This is a genomic window from Bradyrhizobium sp. Ses1 (assembly GCF_059512365.1).
On the sequence record NZ_JCAMOQ010000002.1, the window covers coordinates 150,367 to 166,264 of the forward strand.

Here is a 15,898-nt window from a genome sequence, read left to right on the forward strand (position 1 = left end):
GAGGGCGCGTTCATTTTTGCGCTTTCTCCGCAGGCGGGCGTTTGGTGCGCGGCGGCCGCGGCTTGCCGGCTGTCGCACTTTCCACATTGCCCGCGCTGCGGTTCATCTCGCTCAGCAGTGCCTTGATCTCGTCGAGCTGGCTTTCGATCGATTGCAGGCGCTCGGCCATGCCGACGAGCTGCGCCCGGCTCGGCAGGTTCATGCCCACCAGATACTTCTCCATGAGCTCCGCGAACTGCTTCTGCGCGCCGGCCGCGACGCCGCCGGCCTGGTTCATCATCCGGCTGAATTCCGGCGTTCCCATTGCCTTGTTGGCGAAGGAATTGAATCCCTTTTCCAGCTCGCCGATCATCGTCTGCCAGACGACAGCAGGATCGTTGCCCTTGTCGGCCATTGGCGCTCTCCCACGTGCTTGCGAGCGCTTGCCACGCTTCTCTTTGCGCTCCATACGACACCGTTGCAGGCAGCCGGTCAACCCAAGCTGACATTGAACGCCGCGTCAGAAAGCTTCTGCGCTGCGGCAAAGCGTGGCATACAGTCGTCCATCAAGAACCCAGCCGAGGAGGCCCCGTGACCACCCTCGTCCACCGGCCGCCGCAGATGATCCGCGCCAATGGCATCGACATCTGCTACGAGATCTTTGGCGACGAAAGCGCCGAACCGATGCTGCTGATCATGGGGCTCGGCGCCCAGATGATCCATTGGGACGACGAGTTCTGCCAACAGCTCGCCGCGCGCGGCTTTCGCGTGATCCGCTTCGACAACCGGGACATCGGCCAGTCCGGCAAGCTCACAGGCGGCAAGCGGCTGACGGCGTTCGAAATGCTGAGACTGCGTCTGTTCGGGATCCCCGTCGCCGCACCCTACAGACTGATCGATATGGCCAAGGACACGGTCGGCCTGATGGACGGGCTCGGGCTGAAGTCTGCGCATCTGGTCGGCGCCTCCATGGGCGGCATGATCGCGCAGGAAGTCGCGATCTCGTTTCCGCAAGTCGTGCGCTCGCTCACCTCGATCATGTCGACGACAGGCAATCCGAAGATCCCGCCGCCGACCCGCGAGGCCGGGGCGATACTTATGGCGCCGCCGCCAAGGACGAAGGACGAATATATCGAGCGCTTCGCCAAGACCTGGAAGGTCCTGCGCGTCGGTTCCTTCCCCGAGGATGAGGCGCTCGATCGTTCGCGGGCGCTGCGCACCTATGAACGCGGCCTCAATCCCGCCGGCGTCGGCCGCCAGCTCCGCGCCATCCTCGCCTCCGGCAGCCGCAAGCAACGCCTCGGCGTGGTGAAAGCGCCGACACTCGTCATCCACGGCACCGTCGATCCGCTGGTGCACCCGGCCGGCGGCAAGGACACCGCGGCCTCGATCCCGGGCGCGAAACTCCTGATGATCGAGGGCATGGGCCACGCATTGCCGATCCCGATGTGGCCAGAGATCATCGACGCCATCGCTGAGCACGCGCATGGAGCTGCGGCGAAGGCGGCGTGACGGATCGTAGGATGGGTAGAGCGCAGCGAAACCCATCATTGCCACCAAGCGCATAGACGCGATGGGTTTCGCTTCGCTCTACCCATCCTACAATTTGTGGCTATCCGCCCGCCCAGACGTCGAGCACGTAACGGTTCTTCGCGCCGAGGTCCTCGATCCAGCGCGTCGCTGCGCCGGCATCGTCCCCATTGTGCTCGCGACGGATCGACATCAGGGTCGCCTTGACATCCGGCTCCATCTTGCTGCCGTCGCCGCAGACATAGATGATCGCGCCCTTCCCGATCAGGTCCCAGACGCGGTTCTTCTGGGCGGCAATCAGGTCCTGCACGTAGGTCTTCGAGCCATTGAGCCGCGAGAACGCGATGTGCAGCTCGGTGACGCCATCGGCGGCGAACGCCTTCAACTCGTCGGCATAGATGAAATCCTGATCCGGATGGCGGCAGCCGAAGAACAGCATTGCCGGCCCCAGATTGGCGCCCTGCGACTTGCGATGCGCGCGCTCCTGGAGGAAGCCGCGGAACGGCGCCAGGCCCGTGCCGGGGCCGATCATGATCAGCGGCACCGACGCATCGTCGGGCAGGCGGAAGCCGGCCTTGGTCTCGCGCACGGTGGCATGGATGGTGTCGCCGACGCGGCGGCCGGAAAGATAGTTTGAGCAGATACCCTTATAGATGCCGCGGCCCGAATTCGCCGGCGCCTCCACGACGCCGACGGTGACGCTGCAGCGCGCGGGATCGCCCGAGGGCGAGGACGAGATCGAATAATAGCGCGGCGCCAGCAGCGATAGCATTTCCAGATAGATGTGGAGCGGCAATTCGCAGGCCGGATGCTCCTCCAGGAGATCAAACACCGATTTGCGCTTGTCCATCACCTCGCTGCGATAACGTTCACCGGACGCATCGTCGTCGCCGACGTAGGCGAGCAGCCTCGGCTTCGTCATCGGGCAGCGCGTATGCTCGGCCATCACCTGGATCTGCTTGCGGGTTGCGACCTGCTGCAGCTCCACGAACTCGGTGAGCAACCGCCCGATAGAGATCGCATCGCCGACCGGCAGCTGCGCGCGACGGCCTTCCGTCACCTGCAGCCTGATCTGGTCCGCCGGCAGGAAGCCGAAGCGGCGCGCGACCTGGTCCACCAGCGTCGGACCGTTGCGCGGCACCACGCTCAAATGATCGCCGACGCGGTAGGTGATGCCGGGCGGTAGTTGAACCTCGATGTGCCGAGTCGAACGCTCGGACGGATTGGCGCCGGACTTGTTCTGCAGTTCCGCATTCTCCAGCACCTTCATCGCCACCGCGCCGCCCTGCGCGACGATGGCGTTGACCGAGGCCGGCGCTACCGGCTCGACCGCATAGAGCGGCTCGTCCTCTGGCGTGCGGGTGAAGTTCCAGTCGATGCCGAATTCCTTGCTCGCGACCTGCGCGGCAGCCGGAAACCACTTCTGGAACTGGCCGTCGAGATCGGCCCTAGCATCGCCCTCGCCGCGCGGATAGACGGCGCGGGCGCCGCGGGCGGTGAGCTGCTCGTCGATGAAGCGCGGCACCGACTGGTACGTCGCCGCCCAATCGCTGTTGCCGCAGCCGAACACTGCGTAGCGCACGCCGGCAAACGCGTCCTTCGGCAGATCGCTGCCGAGCCATTTGACGAACTCCGTCGCGTTGTCGGGCGGCGCGCCATTGTAGGAGGCGCAGATGATCAGAACGCCACCTTCCTTCGGCAATTTCCCGACATAGTCGTCGAGCGGACCGAGCTTTGTGTTGAAGCCATTGACCTCGGCGAGATCGGCCATCCGCGTCGCCAGTTCTTCGGCCGAGCCGAGATTGGAGCCGTAGAGCACCAGCATCGGCGTGTTGTGTCCCAGGCGCGGTTTCGGCCGAGGCGCCCTCGGCGCGGCCGACGCCGCCGCGGCCGCGCCAGCGAAGACGCCGCGCTCCCTGTCCTCGCGCGGGCGCACCTTGATCTTGAAGCCCTCGGGCTTGATCGTCAGCGTTTCCTTCAGGTGCATCTGGTAGCGATGCACATCGATCAGTTTGAAGCGCTGCAGGATCATGCCGAGTGCGAGCGCTGCCTCATGCATCGCAAAGCCGCGGCCGATGCAGGCGCGCTGGCCGTTGCCGAACGGCTTCCAGGCATTGATCGGCCGCTTGGCCTCGGCCTCGCGGCTGAAATTCTCAGGGTCGAAGACATCAGGATTCGGACCCCAGACGCTGGGGTCGCGATGCAGCGCCATCACCAGGACAGTGATGAACGTGTTCTTCTTGAGCTTGTACTTGCCGCCGATGGTCTCGTCCTGCAGCGGTGCGATGCCATAGGCCGGCGCCGGCGGCCACAGCCGCAGCGACTCTTTCAGGATTTGCGTGATGTAGGTGAGCTGGGTGACCTGCTGATAGGTCGGCCTGGCGTTGATATCGAAGCCGAGCACGCGGTCGACCTCCTCATACGCCTTCTTCAGCACCTCGGGATGTTTCAACAGCGCATAGATCGTGCTCGACAACAGACCGCTCGTGGTCTCATGGCCCGCGATCAGGAATGTGTTGATCTGGTAGCGGATGTTGACGTCGTCGAGCTGCTCGCCGGTGACGCGATCGATGCCGGTCATCATCGCGGCCAGCATGTCCTTCTGGCCCTCGCCGACATCGGACTGGCTCCGCCTGCGCTCGGCGATGATCTCGTCGACCATCTTGTTCATGAACGCGACGTCCTCAGTGAGCGTCTTGCGTCGCTGGCGCATCCACAGGCGCTCCAGCGGTAGGCCGCGGGTCATCATGATGGTCTCGAGGGAGCGCACCAGCGACTCCACGAAGGGGTGATAATCGCGGCGATAGAACGAATTGAAGCGATAGTCGAAGCCGCAGAGCCCGATCGTGTCGAGCGTCAGCGCCGTCATGTCGTGCACGACATCGATCTCCTCGTCGGCGTTGAGCCGCTCCCATTTCTTCACGAGCTGCTCGGCGATATCGACCATGCTCGGATGGTAGGACTGCATGGCGCGATTGCCGAACGGCTGCAGCAGGATGTTGTGCGCCTTGCCCCAGTTCGGCTCCTTGGTGTCGGCAGTGAACAGGCCGTCGCCGCCGACCGCGCGCACACGCCGCAGCGAGCCGCGCACCGCTTTGTCAAAGCGCTTTTCATCCGAGAGCTCGTCGACAAGGTCATGGCCGGAGACGATCACGAGCGGGGCGCCCATCATGTCGAGCCAGTAGATCGGCCCGAGCTCTTTGGCGAGCCGCACCAGATGCTGCACCGGCGCAGTCGAATCCAGCGACAGCATGTTGCCGACCACGGGCATGGTCGGTGGATGCGGGATCGGAGCCAGTCGGTTGCCGGATGGCATATGGGAATGTCTCCTGCCCTATTCTCGATCTCTCATCCTGTCATTCCGGGATGCGCCTCTTGGCGCAGGCCCGGAATCCATTGCGCCTCCTCGCATGCGGCCCGATGGATTCCGGGCTCGCGCTACGCGCGCGCCCCGGAATGACCATCGAGGATGCTGGAAGCGCCTGCTCTACCCAAACCGCCTTCTACGCCATTCGATCAGCTTGGCGCTGACTTCTTCCGGCTTCTCCTGCTGCGTCCAATGGCCGCTGTCTTTGACCAGGTATTTCTCGAGATCCGGGATGAGCTTGTCCATGCCATCGGCCGACGACGGCGGCAGCACCGCGTCGTTCTCGGCCATGATCATGAGCGACGGCACGCGCACAATGTGATCGAGCCCTTCGGAGCGTTGCCAGTTGCGCGACATGTTGCGATACCAGTTGATGCCGCCGGTGAAGCCGGTCTTGGTGAAGGCATCGACGAACACCTGCTTTTCTTCCGGCGACAGGATCGGTGTGCGCGGATCGTGCTGGGCATCGTAATTCGCGATCATCTGCGGGAAAGCCAGGTTGAGCCGCGGCGAGGCGCCGACGCCGGCCACCACCTCCTCCGCCGGAGCGTCGGGCCGCCGTGCCGGCTTGCGCATGAAGGCATCAAAGGTCTGCTCGACCCGGCTGCCAAATATCTTGTCCGGCTCGTGCGCGGGGTCCTGGAACTGGACGATATACATGTGCTCGCCGAAGCGCTTGCGTAAAAGCTCGATCGGATCGGCCCAGGCGCGGTTGGTGTGCGGGGTATTGATGCCGACCACACCGGCGACGCGGCCCGGATGCCGAAGCGGCATCTGCCAGACCACGAAGCCGCCCCAGTCATGGCCGACGAAGATGGCCTTGTCTATGCCGAGATGATCGAGCAGGCCGACGAGATCGGCGGTCAGTTGCTCGATATCATAGGCCTCGACCGGCTCCGGCCGGTCGGTTACGCCATAGCCGCGCTGGTCCGGCGCGATCACGCGGATACCGGCTTCGCTCAGCGCCTTGATCTGGTGGCGCCAGGAAAAGGCGAGCTCCGGCCAGCCGTGGCAGAGCACCATCGGCGGCTTGTCCGTGTTGGGTCCGGCTTCATAGAAGCCCATGCGGATGCCGTTGGTCTGGGCGAATTGCAGCGGGGGCATTTCCAACATCGAGACAATCCTTATTCAGCGGCGCTCTTGGTCTCGGCTGGTGGCGGCACGAACGCCGCCTCCAGCGCCTCGAATTCGGCCGGCAGCATGTCGCACAAAATCTGCACATGCGGAATGATGTTCGCGCCGGCGACGAAACCGAAGTCGAGCTGGTCGCGATAGCTCTGCACGGTGATGTTGAGCGCAAGGCCGTGGGTTGCGATCGACACCGGGAAGATGTGCAGCAGCTCCGCGCCCGCCGCGTAGAGCGTCTGTCTTGGTCCCGGCACATTGGAGACGGTGATGTTGGCTGCCGGCGGCAGCACGTTCGACAGATCCGAGCGGCTGTAGAGCAGCGCCAGGATCTGCACCAGGATCGGCGCGCCCAGCATCGAGACATTGGAGACCTGCGGCATGAACGCCCGCAGCGGATGCGACATCTCCTTCGCCTTGGTGGATTGCGCGATGATCGCCTCCAGCCGCGCCCTGGGATCCTCGACATTGGTCGCGATCGAGCAGATCATGCCGAACACTTGGTTGTTCGATTCGGTATTGCCCTCCTCGCGCAGCGAGATCGGCACCGCCGCGGTCAGCGACTTGTTCGGCAGCGCGCCCTGGCTGATCAAATGGCGGCGCACCACGCCGGAGGCGAGCGCCAGCACGACGTCATTGAGCTTGCCGCCGGCCGCCTTTGCCATCGCCTTGGCGCGCGACAGCGAAACCGAAGTGCCGGCAAAGCTGCGCTCCGAGGAGATCGCCTTGTTCAGGATGGTCGGCGGCGACACCATGCTGGCGAGGCTTTCGCGCGATTTTGGATCGGAGACCTTGGTCACAACCTCCGACACGCTTTTCAGCATCGCCGGCACGGCGCTTGCGAACTTGATTGCGTTCTCGATCTGGAACATGGCGTTGTCGAACAGGATCGAGCCGAGATCGCTCTTGCCCGAGCGCGGCAGCTCGATCGTCCTTGGCGCCGCCGCGGCATCGAACGGCTGGGTCCAGAGCAGCTGATAGGAATCGATCAGGTTGGCCGCAATGTCGCGCGGTTCCTGCGCGACCTTCCGCGCGGTCGGCGGCTCGACCTTCCGCGGGATCGGCGAGATGTCGTAGATCATGCTGGTGAGCGCAGCGCCCGCGCCGCCGTCGATGCAGGCATGGTGCATCTTGGAATAGAGACCGATCTCGTTGTTCTGCATGCCCTCGAAGACGTAGAACTCCCACAGCGGCCGGGCGCGATTAAGCAGCTTGGCATGGATCCAGCCGACGAGGCGCTCCAGCGTGGCGCGGTCATGCGGCGCCGGCAGGCTGCCGCGGAAGATGTGGCGGTCGATGTCGAACTGGTCGTCCTCCACCCAGGAAGGATGGTCGATGTCGAGCGGTGCCTTCTCCAGGCGCGATTTCAGGATCGGCGCAATGTGCAATCGCGAGGCGATCATCGCCTTGAAGTCTTCGAAGAAGTCGCCCTTGTAGTCGTCGGGCAGGCGGAAGATCGCCATGCTCCCGACATGCATCGGCATTTCCGGCGTTTCCAGATAGAGAAACGACGCGTCCAGCGACGACAGTTTCTTGGCGTCGGCCATGGCTCCCTCCCGGTGATGGTCGCGCGGCGCCTTGGTGGCGCTCTCATTCGGACGGCCGCTTGCTGCGGCGTCGATCAGGATTGTGCCTGTTCCGGGGGTGGATAGGCAATGGCAAAGGGGCCGGACCGATCAAAATGCCTGAACTCGCCCTCCGCCTGCGCCAGCCGGTTGGCTACCGCCCAGAGCGCCGCGGGATTGACGCCGAGCCCGATATGGCTTGCGAGCAGCACCTCGATATTTTCGGCTGTTGCCGACGGACGCAGCACGCTGGTGCGCCAGTTCACGATGCCGTCGGCGCGCGAGTAGATGGAGGTCGTCGGCACCGGCATGTCGCCGGCGATCGCCTGCCGGACCTCGGGAATGTCATCGACGCTCTCGCCTGTCAGCGCCTCGTAGAGCCGCGTCGCGTTGGTGGCGCGGATATCGCCGGCAAAGGGGGAGCCGAGCGTGATGACGGAGCGCACCATCTCCGGCGCGTTCAGCGCCAGATCGCGCGCATAGACGCCGCCAAGGCTCCAGCCGATAACGCTCACCTTGCGTCCGGTGGAGTCAGTGATCCGCCGCAACAGATCGCGCAGCGAGGCGCGCATCCGGCTGAGGCCGCGGACATTGCGGCCAAAGCTCCAGGCATAGGTGTCATAGCCGAGCGCCTTCAGGTACCGCCGCATCGGCGCCATTGACAGGTCGCTTGCCAGGAATCCCGGCAGCGTCAGCACCGGATGGCCGTCCCCTCTCGGCGCACGCATCAAAAGCGGCAGCAGCAGGAGGCTCGAATTGAACTCGAACAGGCCCCTGCCCTCGGCCAGCATCAGACAGATGTTCGGTGGACGCAGCCGGCGTTCGCTCTCCTCACGACTGCCATCCACGGCCGTCATCTATTTCCTGTCCTTCTTCGAGGTGCTGCCGAGGCCCGCCATCGCCACGAACATGTCCTGGAAACGCTCGGCCAGCTTGGGATCGAGCCAGCTCTGCATCAAAGCTTCCGGCGATACCTTCTCGATGTTCGAGGTCATCTGCTGCTGCAGCTTTTCCATGACCGCCGTCTGCATCGGCGCGACATCCGGCAGGCCGAAGAACTGCCGGGCTTCGAGCGGCGTGCAATCTATTTCGACATTGACCTTCATGACCGCTCCTCAATGCAGTTGACGCAAGAACATGACCCGGAATCGATTCTTCGAAAGGATCATGCCGTGGTGCAGTATCGCCGCGAGAGGGCTGGTCACGCAAGCGGGACGATGACGGCAGGCGGCAGGCGTCGCCTGCCAGGGTCAACCAAAGCGCTCGACCGCAAACGGCTTCGCATCCGCAAACGGCGTCTCGCCGGTCATCATCTCCGCAAGCAGCCGGCCGCTCACGGGCCCTAGCGTCAATCCGTGGTGCTGATGGCCGAAATCGAGCCAGAGCCCGGGGTGGCGCGGCGCCTTGCCGATCACCGGCAGCATGTCCGGCAGGCAGGGCCGCGCGCCCTTCCAGGGCTTTGACTCGACGGGATCGCCGAGCGGAAACAGGTTGCGCGCCCGCGGCACCGCCCGCTCGACCTGCACCGGGGACGCCGGTGCGTCGCGATGGGCGAACTCGACACCGGTGGTGAGCCGGATGCCGCGGTTCATCGGCGCCAGACAATAGCCGAGATCGGAATCGAGCACGGGATGATTGAGCACGGCGTTACCGCCCGGCTTCAGGTGCAAATGATAACCGCGCTTGACCTGAAGCGGGATCGCATAGCCGAGCGGGCCGAATACCTGGTCGGACCACGGGCCCATCGCGACCACCACCTCGCGGGCGGTCACACTGCCCTCGCTGATGGCCACGCGCCATCGTCCGCCGGACTGTTCGAGCGTGCGGGCATCGCCGACAAAGAAGCGGCCGCCCCTGCGGCCGAACAACGCGGCATAGGCCTTTGCCAGCCCGCCGGGATCGACGATCGAGCCCGGCGCCGGCGAATATACCGCGCCGGCGAAGTCACCCGACAGGTTCGGCTCACGCGCGGCGATGCCGTTGGCATCGAGGACTTCGTTGGTGACGCCATATTGCTTCGCACGCTCAGTATCGCGCACGGCCTTGGCGAAGGTCGCTTCGCTGCGATAGAGTTTGATCCAGCCGGTCTTGCGCAGCAATTCCGGAACGCCGGCTTCTGCAATCAACGCCTCGTGCTCGATCAGGCTCTGTCGGATCAACGGCATCTCGGCGAGCGCGCTGTGCAATGCACCCTCAGCCGAGGAGGCGAAGTAATAGCGCGCGAGCCATGGCAGGAAGATCGGCAGGTCGGCGAAGCGGTAGCGCACCTGCGGCGCGCGGTTCAGCGCATAGCGGAGCAGCTCCCCGAAATCCCGCGGGAACATGTAGGGAAAAACCGAGGCGCATTCGATGATGCCGGCATTGCCGTAACTCGTCTCCTCGCCGGCAACATCATGCCGGTCGACGAGGACGACATCGCGGCCTCGTTTTTGCAGATGCAAGGCGGCACCAACACCGACCATGCCAGCCCCCAGGACAACGACGTCGGCCCTCAGTTCCGCCATCAGTACTCCGAAAGTTCAATGTTACGCGCACGCCCGACCAGCGAGCGTCAAGCTAATGATTGCGGCACCACTGCGCAAACTGATCTCACGTCTTACGGGAAATCGCGCTTGCGCACCCGGTAAACTTTGGCAACATTGGCATGCAATATCCTACCAACAGCGCGCATCGTGGGACCAAGACGGGGAACAGGTTCAAATGTCGGTACGTCATCATCTGCTTGCGGCAATAAGTCTTGCCATCGTTGCGACGACGACACCTGTTTCTGCCCAGACGCTGCGCTACGCCAATCAGGGCGATCTCAAATCGCTGGATCCGCATACGCTGAACGAGACGACCACCCATGCCCATCTCGGCCAAGTCTATGAAGGTCTCACCGCGCGCGACAAGGATCTGAGGATCATTCCGGCGCTCGCGGAAAGCTGGGAGACGCCGGAGCCGACCCGCTGGCGCTTCCATCTGCGCAAGAACGTCAAATTCCAAAACGGCGATCCCTTCACCGCCGACGACGTGGTGTTCTCGGCCGACCGCGTCCGCGCCAAGGGCTCCAACCTGCAGACCCGCATTCCTGCCGATGCCAAGGTCGTCAAGGTCGACGACTACACCGTCGATTTCATCCTGACCTCGCCCAATCCCATCCTGAATTCGCAATGGGATACCTGGTACATCATGGACAAGAAGTGGGCTGAGGCGAACAATGCCACGCAGCCCACGCCGGCATCCGCGACCACGCCGAGCTTTGCCTCGCTCAACGCCAACGGCACCGGGCCTTTCATGATCGAAAGCCATCAGCCCGGCGTGAAGACGGTGTTCAAGGTCAATCCGAACTGGTGGCAGAAGCCCGAACACAATTTGAAGGAAATTGTCTTCACTCCGATCAGCTCGGACGCGACCCGCGTCGCCGCGCTGCTCTCGGGTGAGGTCGACATCATCGAGCCGGTTCCGATCCAGGACATCTCGCGCGTCGATTCCAGTCCGAACGCGCAGGTGCTGAAGGGACCGGAGCTCCGCACCATCTTCCTCGGCATGGACCAGAGCCGCGACGAATTGCTCTACTCCAACATCAAGGGCAAGAACCCGTTCAAGGATGTCCGTGTCCGCGAAGCCTTCTACAAGGCGATCGACATCGAATTGATCAAGAACCGCGTGATGCGCGGGCTATCGACGCCGTCGGCGCTGATGGTCGCGCCGCAACTGTTCGCGCTGTCGAAGGATTTCGCCCGTCCGAAATTCGATCCCGACGGCGCCAAGAAGCTCTTGACCGAAGCCGGCTATCCCGACGGCTTCGAAGTCACCATGGATTGCCCGAACGACCGTTATGTCAACGACGCCGCGATCTGCCAGGCCGTGGTCGGCATGCTCGCCCGCATCGGCGTGAAGGTGAATCTGCTGGCGCAGCCGAAAGCGCAGTATTTTGCAAAAATCCTGAAGCCCGGCGGCTACCAGACCTCGTTCTATATGCTGGGATGGACGCCGGGCACGCTCGACTCGCATAACGTGATGTATGACATCATGGGCTGCCGTGACGATCCGAAATCGGCGCGCGGCGAGACCAATCTCGGCGGCTACTGCAACAAGGAATTCGACGCCATCGCCGACAAGGTGCTGCAGGAGACCGACACTGCCAAGCGCGACCAGTTGATAAAGGCCGGCTTCGAGATCGCGATGAAGGACTGGGCCTATATCCCGCTGCATCAGCAGGCGCTGGCCTGGGGTGTCTCGAAGAAGTTGAAAGTGGTGCAGCGCCCGGACAACCAGGTGCTGCCCTACTGGATGGTCAAATCGGAATAAAGCTTCGTCACTCCAAGGTCCCGGCAGCCCCGCGCTTCCGGGACCTTTTGCTTAGTGGCGGGAAATCGCCAACGCTTCGGGTGAAAGGAACAGATGCTCGCTTTCACGCTTCGCCGCGCCGTTCAAGCCATCGGGGTGATGATCGCCGTCGGGATCATCGCCTTCGCGATGTTCCGTTTCGCCGGCGACCCCGTCAGCCAGATCGTCTCGATCGACACGCCCGCGGCTGAGCGCGAGGCGGTGCGCAAATCGCTCGGGCTCGATGATCCCGTGCTGATCCAGTTCGCGCGCTATTTCGTCAACGCGGCGCAGTTCAAGTTCGGCGTCTCCTATCAGTTCCGGCAGCCGGTCTCGACACTGCTCGCCGAACGGATGCCGGCGACGCTGGAACTCGCGGTCTGCGCCACCATCTTCGCGATGGTGTTCGGCATCCTCATGGGCGTCTATGCCGCGCTGAGGCGCGACACCTTGCTTGCCAAGCTATGCCAGGCGGTGTCACTGATCGGCATCTCGCTGCCGACCTTCCTGATCGGCATCCTCCTGATCTATTTGTTCGCGGTGACCTTGGGCTGGCTGCCTTCATTCGGCCGCGGCGAAGTAGTGCGGATCGGCTGGTGGACCACTGGCCTGCTCACGGTCTCTGGCCTCAAGGCGCTGATCATGCCCTCGATCACGCTCGGCCTGTTCCAGATGACGCTGATCATGCGGCTGGTGCGCGCGGAGATGCTGGAAGTGCTGCGCGCCGACTATATCCGCTTTGCCCGCGCCCGTGGACTGACCATGCGCGCCATTCATTTCGGTCACGCGCTGAAGAACACGCTGGTTCCCGTCATCACCGTGGCCGGCCTGCAATTTGGCTCGGTTATTGCATTCTCGATCATCACCGAATCCGTGTTCCAGTGGCCGGGCATGGGATTGATGTTCGTGCAGGCGGTGCAAAACGTCGATATCCCGATCATGGCGGCGTATCTTCTGATGGTCTCGCTGATCTTCGTCACGATCAACCTCGTGGTCGACATCCTCTACACCATCGTCGACCCGCGCCTGCGCGCCACCGTCAGCCGTCCGGCTTGAGGGCCACAGCATGTCCGACTCAGTCGTCCAACACCAGACCGAAGCCGCGCACGCTGGTGCAAGCTGGTTCCGTCGCGCCATCGACAGCGACCTGTTCTATTCCTTCCGCCGCTCGAAGCTGACGATGCTCGCGGCCGCCGTCACCCTGCTGTTCTTCCTGCTCGCGATCCTTGCTTCCGTACTCGCCGTGCAGAACCCGTTCGATCCGGCACAGCTCCAATTGATGAACTCACGCATCTCGCCGCTCTGGACCGCGGACGGCCAGAGCCCGTTCCTGCTCGGCACCGACGAACAGGGCCGCGATGTGTTCTCCGCTATTCTCTATGGCTTGAGGATTTCGCTTATCGTCGGCGTGCTCGGCGTCGTCTTCGCCGGCGCGATCGGGATCACGCTCGGGCTGATCGCGGGCTATCTCGGCGGCCCTGTCGATGCCGTGATCATGCGGATCGCCGACGTGCAGCTCACCTTCCCGGCGATCCTGATCGCGCTGATCGTCAATGGCGTTGCCAAATCCGTGTTCGGCAACCGGCTCGATCCGATGAGCATGCTCGCCGTCCTCGTGGTCGCGATCGGGCTGAGTTTCTGGGTGCAATATGCCCGCACCGTGCGCGGCTCGGTCATGGTGGAGAAGAACAAGGATTATGTCGCCGCCGCGCAACTGATCGGTCTGCCCGCGCCCAAGATCATGCTGCGCCATGTGCTGCCCAACACGATGGGCCCGATCCTCGTCATCGCCACCATCAACCTGGCGCTCGCTGTTATCACCGAGGCGACGCTGTCGTTCCTGGGCTCAGGCATGCCCGACACCATGCCCTCGCTCGGAACGTTGATCCGGATCGGCAACAATTATCTCTTCGCCGGCGAATGGTGGATCGTCGCCTTTCCCGGCATTGCGCTGGCCGGCTTGATCCTCTCGATCAACCTGCTCGGCGATTGGCTGCGCGACGCGCTCAATCCGAAGCTCCGATGACCGTGCCTGTCCTCTCCGTGCGTGACCTGAAGGTGGAGTTCGTCACCCGCCGCGCGACGTTGCGCGCGATCGACGGCGTCTCCTTCGAGATCGCCAAGGGCGAGGTGCTGGGCGTGGTCGGCGAATCCGGCGCCGGCAAGTCGGTCACGGGCCTTGCTGTCATTGGCCTGATCGATCCGCCCGGCCGCATCTCCGGCGGCGAGATCCTGCTCTCGGGCATGCGCATCGATCATTTGCCGCCGGAGGAAATCCGGCGCGTGCGGGGCAAACGCATCGGCATGATCTTCCAGGATCCGCTGACAAGCCTCAACCCGCTCTACCGGATCGGTGACCAGATCGTCGAAACTATCCGCACTCATACCAACCTGTCGGAAAGTGCCGCGCGAAAACGCGCCGTCGACCTGCTCGCCGAGGTCGGCATCCCCGCGCCGGAAAAGCGCGTCGACGGCTATCCGCATGAATTCTCCGGCGGCATGCGCCAGCGCGTCGTAATCGCGCTCGCGATCTGCGCCGAGCCGGAACTGATCATCGCCGACGAGCCGACCACCGCGCTCGACGTTTCCGTACAGGCGCAGATCATCGCATTGATCAAGCGGCTCGGCCGCGATCATGGCACCGCGGTGATGCTTGTGACCCACGACATGGGCGTGATCGCCGAGACCTGCGACCGCGTCGCGGTGATGTATTCCGGCCGCATCGCCGAGATCGGCCCGGTGCAGGACGTCGTCCGCAATCCGCTGCATCCCTACGCCAAGGGCCTGATGGGCGCGATCCCGACGCTTGCCGGCGAGGACAAGCGGTTGGTGCAGATTCCTGGCTCGATGCCGCGATTGTCGGCGATTCCGCCCGGCTGCCCATTCAACCCGCGCTGCGCCTTCGCGTTCGACCGTTGCCGGGTCGAGCGTCCCGAACCGACCCGTCAAGGCGCGCAGGCCGTCGCCTGCCATCTCTACGACCACGCCGCCAAGGAGAGTGCGGCATGACATCGTTCATCGAGGTCAAGAAGCTCCGGCGCGTGTTCGACGTCTCAAAGCCGTGGCTCAATCGCGTGCTCGAAGGCGGCCATCTCGAATTCCTCAGGGCGGTCGACGGCGTCACCTTCGATATCCGCAAAGGCGAAACCTTTGCGCTTGTCGGCGAGTCCGGCTCCGGCAAGACCACGGTGGCGCGCATGGTGGTCGGGCTGTTGCCGCCGAGTTCGGGCGAGGTCGTGATCGACGGCGTCTCGATGACCGATCCGAGGCAAGCGCAGGCGCGGCAGCGCTTGCGCCGCCGGATCCAGATGATTTTCCAGGATCCCTATGCGAGCCTCAATCCGCGCTTCCGGGTCGATGCCATCGTCTCCGAGCCGATCCGCGCCTTCGAGCTGATCCAAAGCGAGCGCGACATCCGTGCCCGCGTCGGCGAGTTGCTCTCCCTGGTCGGACTGCATGCCGATGACGGGCTGAAATATCCGCATGAATTCTCCGGCGGCCAGCGCCAGCGCATCGCCATCGCCCGCGCGCTCGCCTCTGAGGCCGAGTTCATCGTCTGCGACGAGCCGACCTCGGCGCTGGATGTTTCCGTGCAGGCGCAGATCCTCAATTTGATGCGCGACCTGCAGGACAAGTTCGGCCTCACCTACCTCTTCATCAGTCACAATCTGGCCGTCGTGCGCCACATGGCGAGCCGGATCGGCGTGATGTATCTCGGCCGCATCGTGGAGGTCGCGGAGGGCCGCGCGCTGTTCAACAATCCACGCATGCCCTACACCAAGATGCTGCTCGGCGCGGTTCCTGATCTCGCAATGAGCGGCCGCCAGCGCATTCCCGTCAAAGGCGAAATCCCGAACCCGATCGATCCGCCGCCGGGATGCGCCTTCAACCCGCGCTGCCCGCTGGCGTTTGGCCTGTGCCGCCAAAAGGCGCCGGAGTTGATTGACGGCGTGGCCTGTCACGCCGTGAACGCCCCCGTCGAAGCTGCCGCACCCGTGTGACCACAACGATGCGAGGTAGC

At 63.8% G+C, this 15,898-nt stretch carries 13 protein-coding genes; 6 read left to right on the plus strand and 7 right to left on the minus strand.

Going from position 1 to position 15,898, the window contains the following annotated elements; translation table 11 throughout:
- Positions 1–10: 10 nt before the first annotated feature.
- Positions 11–394 carry a hypothetical protein gene (locus AC5ZG5_RS03675; RefSeq protein WP_028164988.1) on the minus strand — a complete coding sequence of 128 codons (384 nt, stop codon included), beginning with the start codon at positions 392–394 and terminating at the stop codon, positions 11–13.
- Positions 395–600: 206 nt separating this feature from the next.
- On the opposite strand from AC5ZG5_RS03675, the gene AC5ZG5_RS03680 reads away from it, so the two are divergent.
- A complete protein-coding gene (locus AC5ZG5_RS03680; RefSeq protein WP_456641312.1) occupies positions 601–1,491 on the plus strand; it encodes an alpha/beta fold hydrolase in 891 nt (296 codons plus the stop codon).
- A 100-nt stretch (positions 1,492–1,591) separates the two neighbouring features.
- On the opposite strand, the gene AC5ZG5_RS03685 is transcribed toward AC5ZG5_RS03680, so the two are convergent.
- From AC5ZG5_RS03685 to AC5ZG5_RS03710, 6 genes are all read right to left on the minus strand, one after another.
- Entirely contained in the window at positions 1,592–4,825 is a 3,234-nt protein-coding gene (locus AC5ZG5_RS03685; protein WP_456641059.1) for a bifunctional cytochrome P450/NADPH--P450 reductase, read from the minus strand.
- Between the two features lie 171 nt (positions 4,826–4,996).
- A complete protein-coding gene (locus AC5ZG5_RS03690; protein WP_130228919.1) occupies positions 4,997–5,989 on the minus strand; it encodes an alpha/beta fold hydrolase in 993 nt (330 codons plus the stop codon).
- An 11-nt stretch (positions 5,990–6,000) separates the two neighbouring features.
- On the minus strand, positions 6,001–7,548 hold the full coding sequence (locus AC5ZG5_RS03695; protein ID WP_456641060.1) for a WS/DGAT/MGAT family O-acyltransferase: 1,548 nt from the start codon (positions 7,546–7,548) through the stop codon (positions 6,001–6,003).
- Positions 7,549–7,622: 74 nt separating this feature from the next.
- A complete protein-coding gene (locus tag AC5ZG5_RS03700) occupies positions 7,623–8,423 on the minus strand; it encodes an esterase/lipase family protein (protein ID WP_130228921.1) in 801 nt (266 codons plus the stop codon).
- On the minus strand, positions 8,424–8,672 hold the full coding sequence (locus tag AC5ZG5_RS03705; protein ID WP_028164994.1) for a DUF6489 family protein: 249 nt from the start codon (positions 8,670–8,672) through the stop codon (positions 8,424–8,426).
- A 144-nt stretch (positions 8,673–8,816) separates the two neighbouring features.
- Positions 8,817–10,070, minus strand: coding sequence for an NAD(P)/FAD-dependent oxidoreductase (locus AC5ZG5_RS03710; protein ID WP_456641061.1), 1,254 nt, complete (start codon positions 10,068–10,070; stop codon positions 8,817–8,819).
- 196 nt (positions 10,071–10,266) lie between these two features.
- On the opposite strand from AC5ZG5_RS03710, the gene AC5ZG5_RS03715 reads away from it, so the two are divergent.
- From AC5ZG5_RS03715 to AC5ZG5_RS03735, 5 genes are all read left to right on the plus strand, one after another.
- Positions 10,267–11,859: an ABC transporter substrate-binding protein gene (locus AC5ZG5_RS03715; RefSeq protein ID WP_456641062.1), complete on the plus strand. Its 1,593-nt coding sequence runs from the start codon at positions 10,267–10,269 to the stop codon at positions 11,857–11,859.
- 93 nt (positions 11,860–11,952) lie between these two features.
- Entirely contained in the window at positions 11,953–12,933 is a 981-nt protein-coding gene (locus tag AC5ZG5_RS03720; RefSeq protein ID WP_456641063.1) for an ABC transporter permease, read from the plus strand.
- Between the two features lie 10 nt (positions 12,934–12,943).
- A complete protein-coding gene (locus AC5ZG5_RS03725; protein WP_456641064.1) occupies positions 12,944–13,903 on the plus strand; it encodes an ABC transporter permease in 960 nt (319 codons plus the stop codon).
- Positions 13,900–14,886, plus strand: a complete 987-nt coding sequence (locus tag AC5ZG5_RS03730; RefSeq protein ID WP_456641065.1) for an ABC transporter ATP-binding protein — start codon at positions 13,900–13,902, stop codon at positions 14,884–14,886. Before AC5ZG5_RS03725 ends, AC5ZG5_RS03730 begins: the two co-directional genes overlap by 4 nt.
- Positions 14,883–15,878 carry an ABC transporter ATP-binding protein gene (locus tag AC5ZG5_RS03735; RefSeq protein WP_456641066.1) on the plus strand — a complete coding sequence of 332 codons (996 nt, stop codon included), beginning with the start codon at positions 14,883–14,885 and terminating at the stop codon, positions 15,876–15,878. Before AC5ZG5_RS03730 ends, AC5ZG5_RS03735 begins: the two co-directional genes overlap by 4 nt.
- The last annotated feature ends 20 nt before the right edge of the window (positions 15,879–15,898 follow it).

Bases quoted from the DNA above. Each gene is read 5' to 3' on its own strand.
- AC5ZG5_RS03675 (WP_028164988.1), bottom strand. From the start codon at position 394: ATGGCCGACAAGGGCAACGATCCTGCTGTCGTCTGGCAGACGATGATC.
- AC5ZG5_RS03680 (WP_456641312.1), top strand. From the start codon at position 601: ATGATCCGCGCCAATGGCATCGACATCTGCTACGAGATCTTTGGCGAC.
- AC5ZG5_RS03685 (WP_456641059.1), bottom strand. From the start codon at position 4,825: ATGCCATCCGGCAACCGACTGGCTCCGATCCCGCATCCACCGACCATG.
- AC5ZG5_RS03690 (WP_130228919.1), bottom strand. From the start codon at position 5,989: ATGTTGGAAATGCCCCCGCTGCAATTCGCCCAGACCAACGGCATCCGC.
- AC5ZG5_RS03695 (WP_456641060.1), bottom strand. From the start codon at position 7,548: ATGGCCGACGCCAAGAAACTGTCGTCGCTGGACGCGTCGTTTCTCTAT.
- AC5ZG5_RS03700 (WP_130228921.1), bottom strand. From the start codon at position 8,423: ATGACGGCCGTGGATGGCAGTCGTGAGGAGAGCGAACGCCGGCTGCGT.
- AC5ZG5_RS03705 (WP_028164994.1), bottom strand. From the start codon at position 8,672: ATGAAGGTCAATGTCGAAATAGATTGCACGCCGCTCGAAGCCCGGCAG.
- AC5ZG5_RS03710 (WP_456641061.1), bottom strand. From the start codon at position 10,070: ATGGCGGAACTGAGGGCCGACGTCGTTGTCCTGGGGGCTGGCATGGTC.
- AC5ZG5_RS03715 (WP_456641062.1), top strand. From the start codon at position 10,267: ATGTCGGTACGTCATCATCTGCTTGCGGCAATAAGTCTTGCCATCGTT.
- AC5ZG5_RS03720 (WP_456641063.1), top strand. From the start codon at position 11,953: ATGCTCGCTTTCACGCTTCGCCGCGCCGTTCAAGCCATCGGGGTGATG.
- AC5ZG5_RS03725 (WP_456641064.1), top strand. From the start codon at position 12,944: ATGTCCGACTCAGTCGTCCAACACCAGACCGAAGCCGCGCACGCTGGT.
- AC5ZG5_RS03730 (WP_456641065.1), top strand. From the start codon at position 13,900: ATGACCGTGCCTGTCCTCTCCGTGCGTGACCTGAAGGTGGAGTTCGTC.
- AC5ZG5_RS03735 (WP_456641066.1), top strand. From the start codon at position 14,883: ATGACATCGTTCATCGAGGTCAAGAAGCTCCGGCGCGTGTTCGACGTC.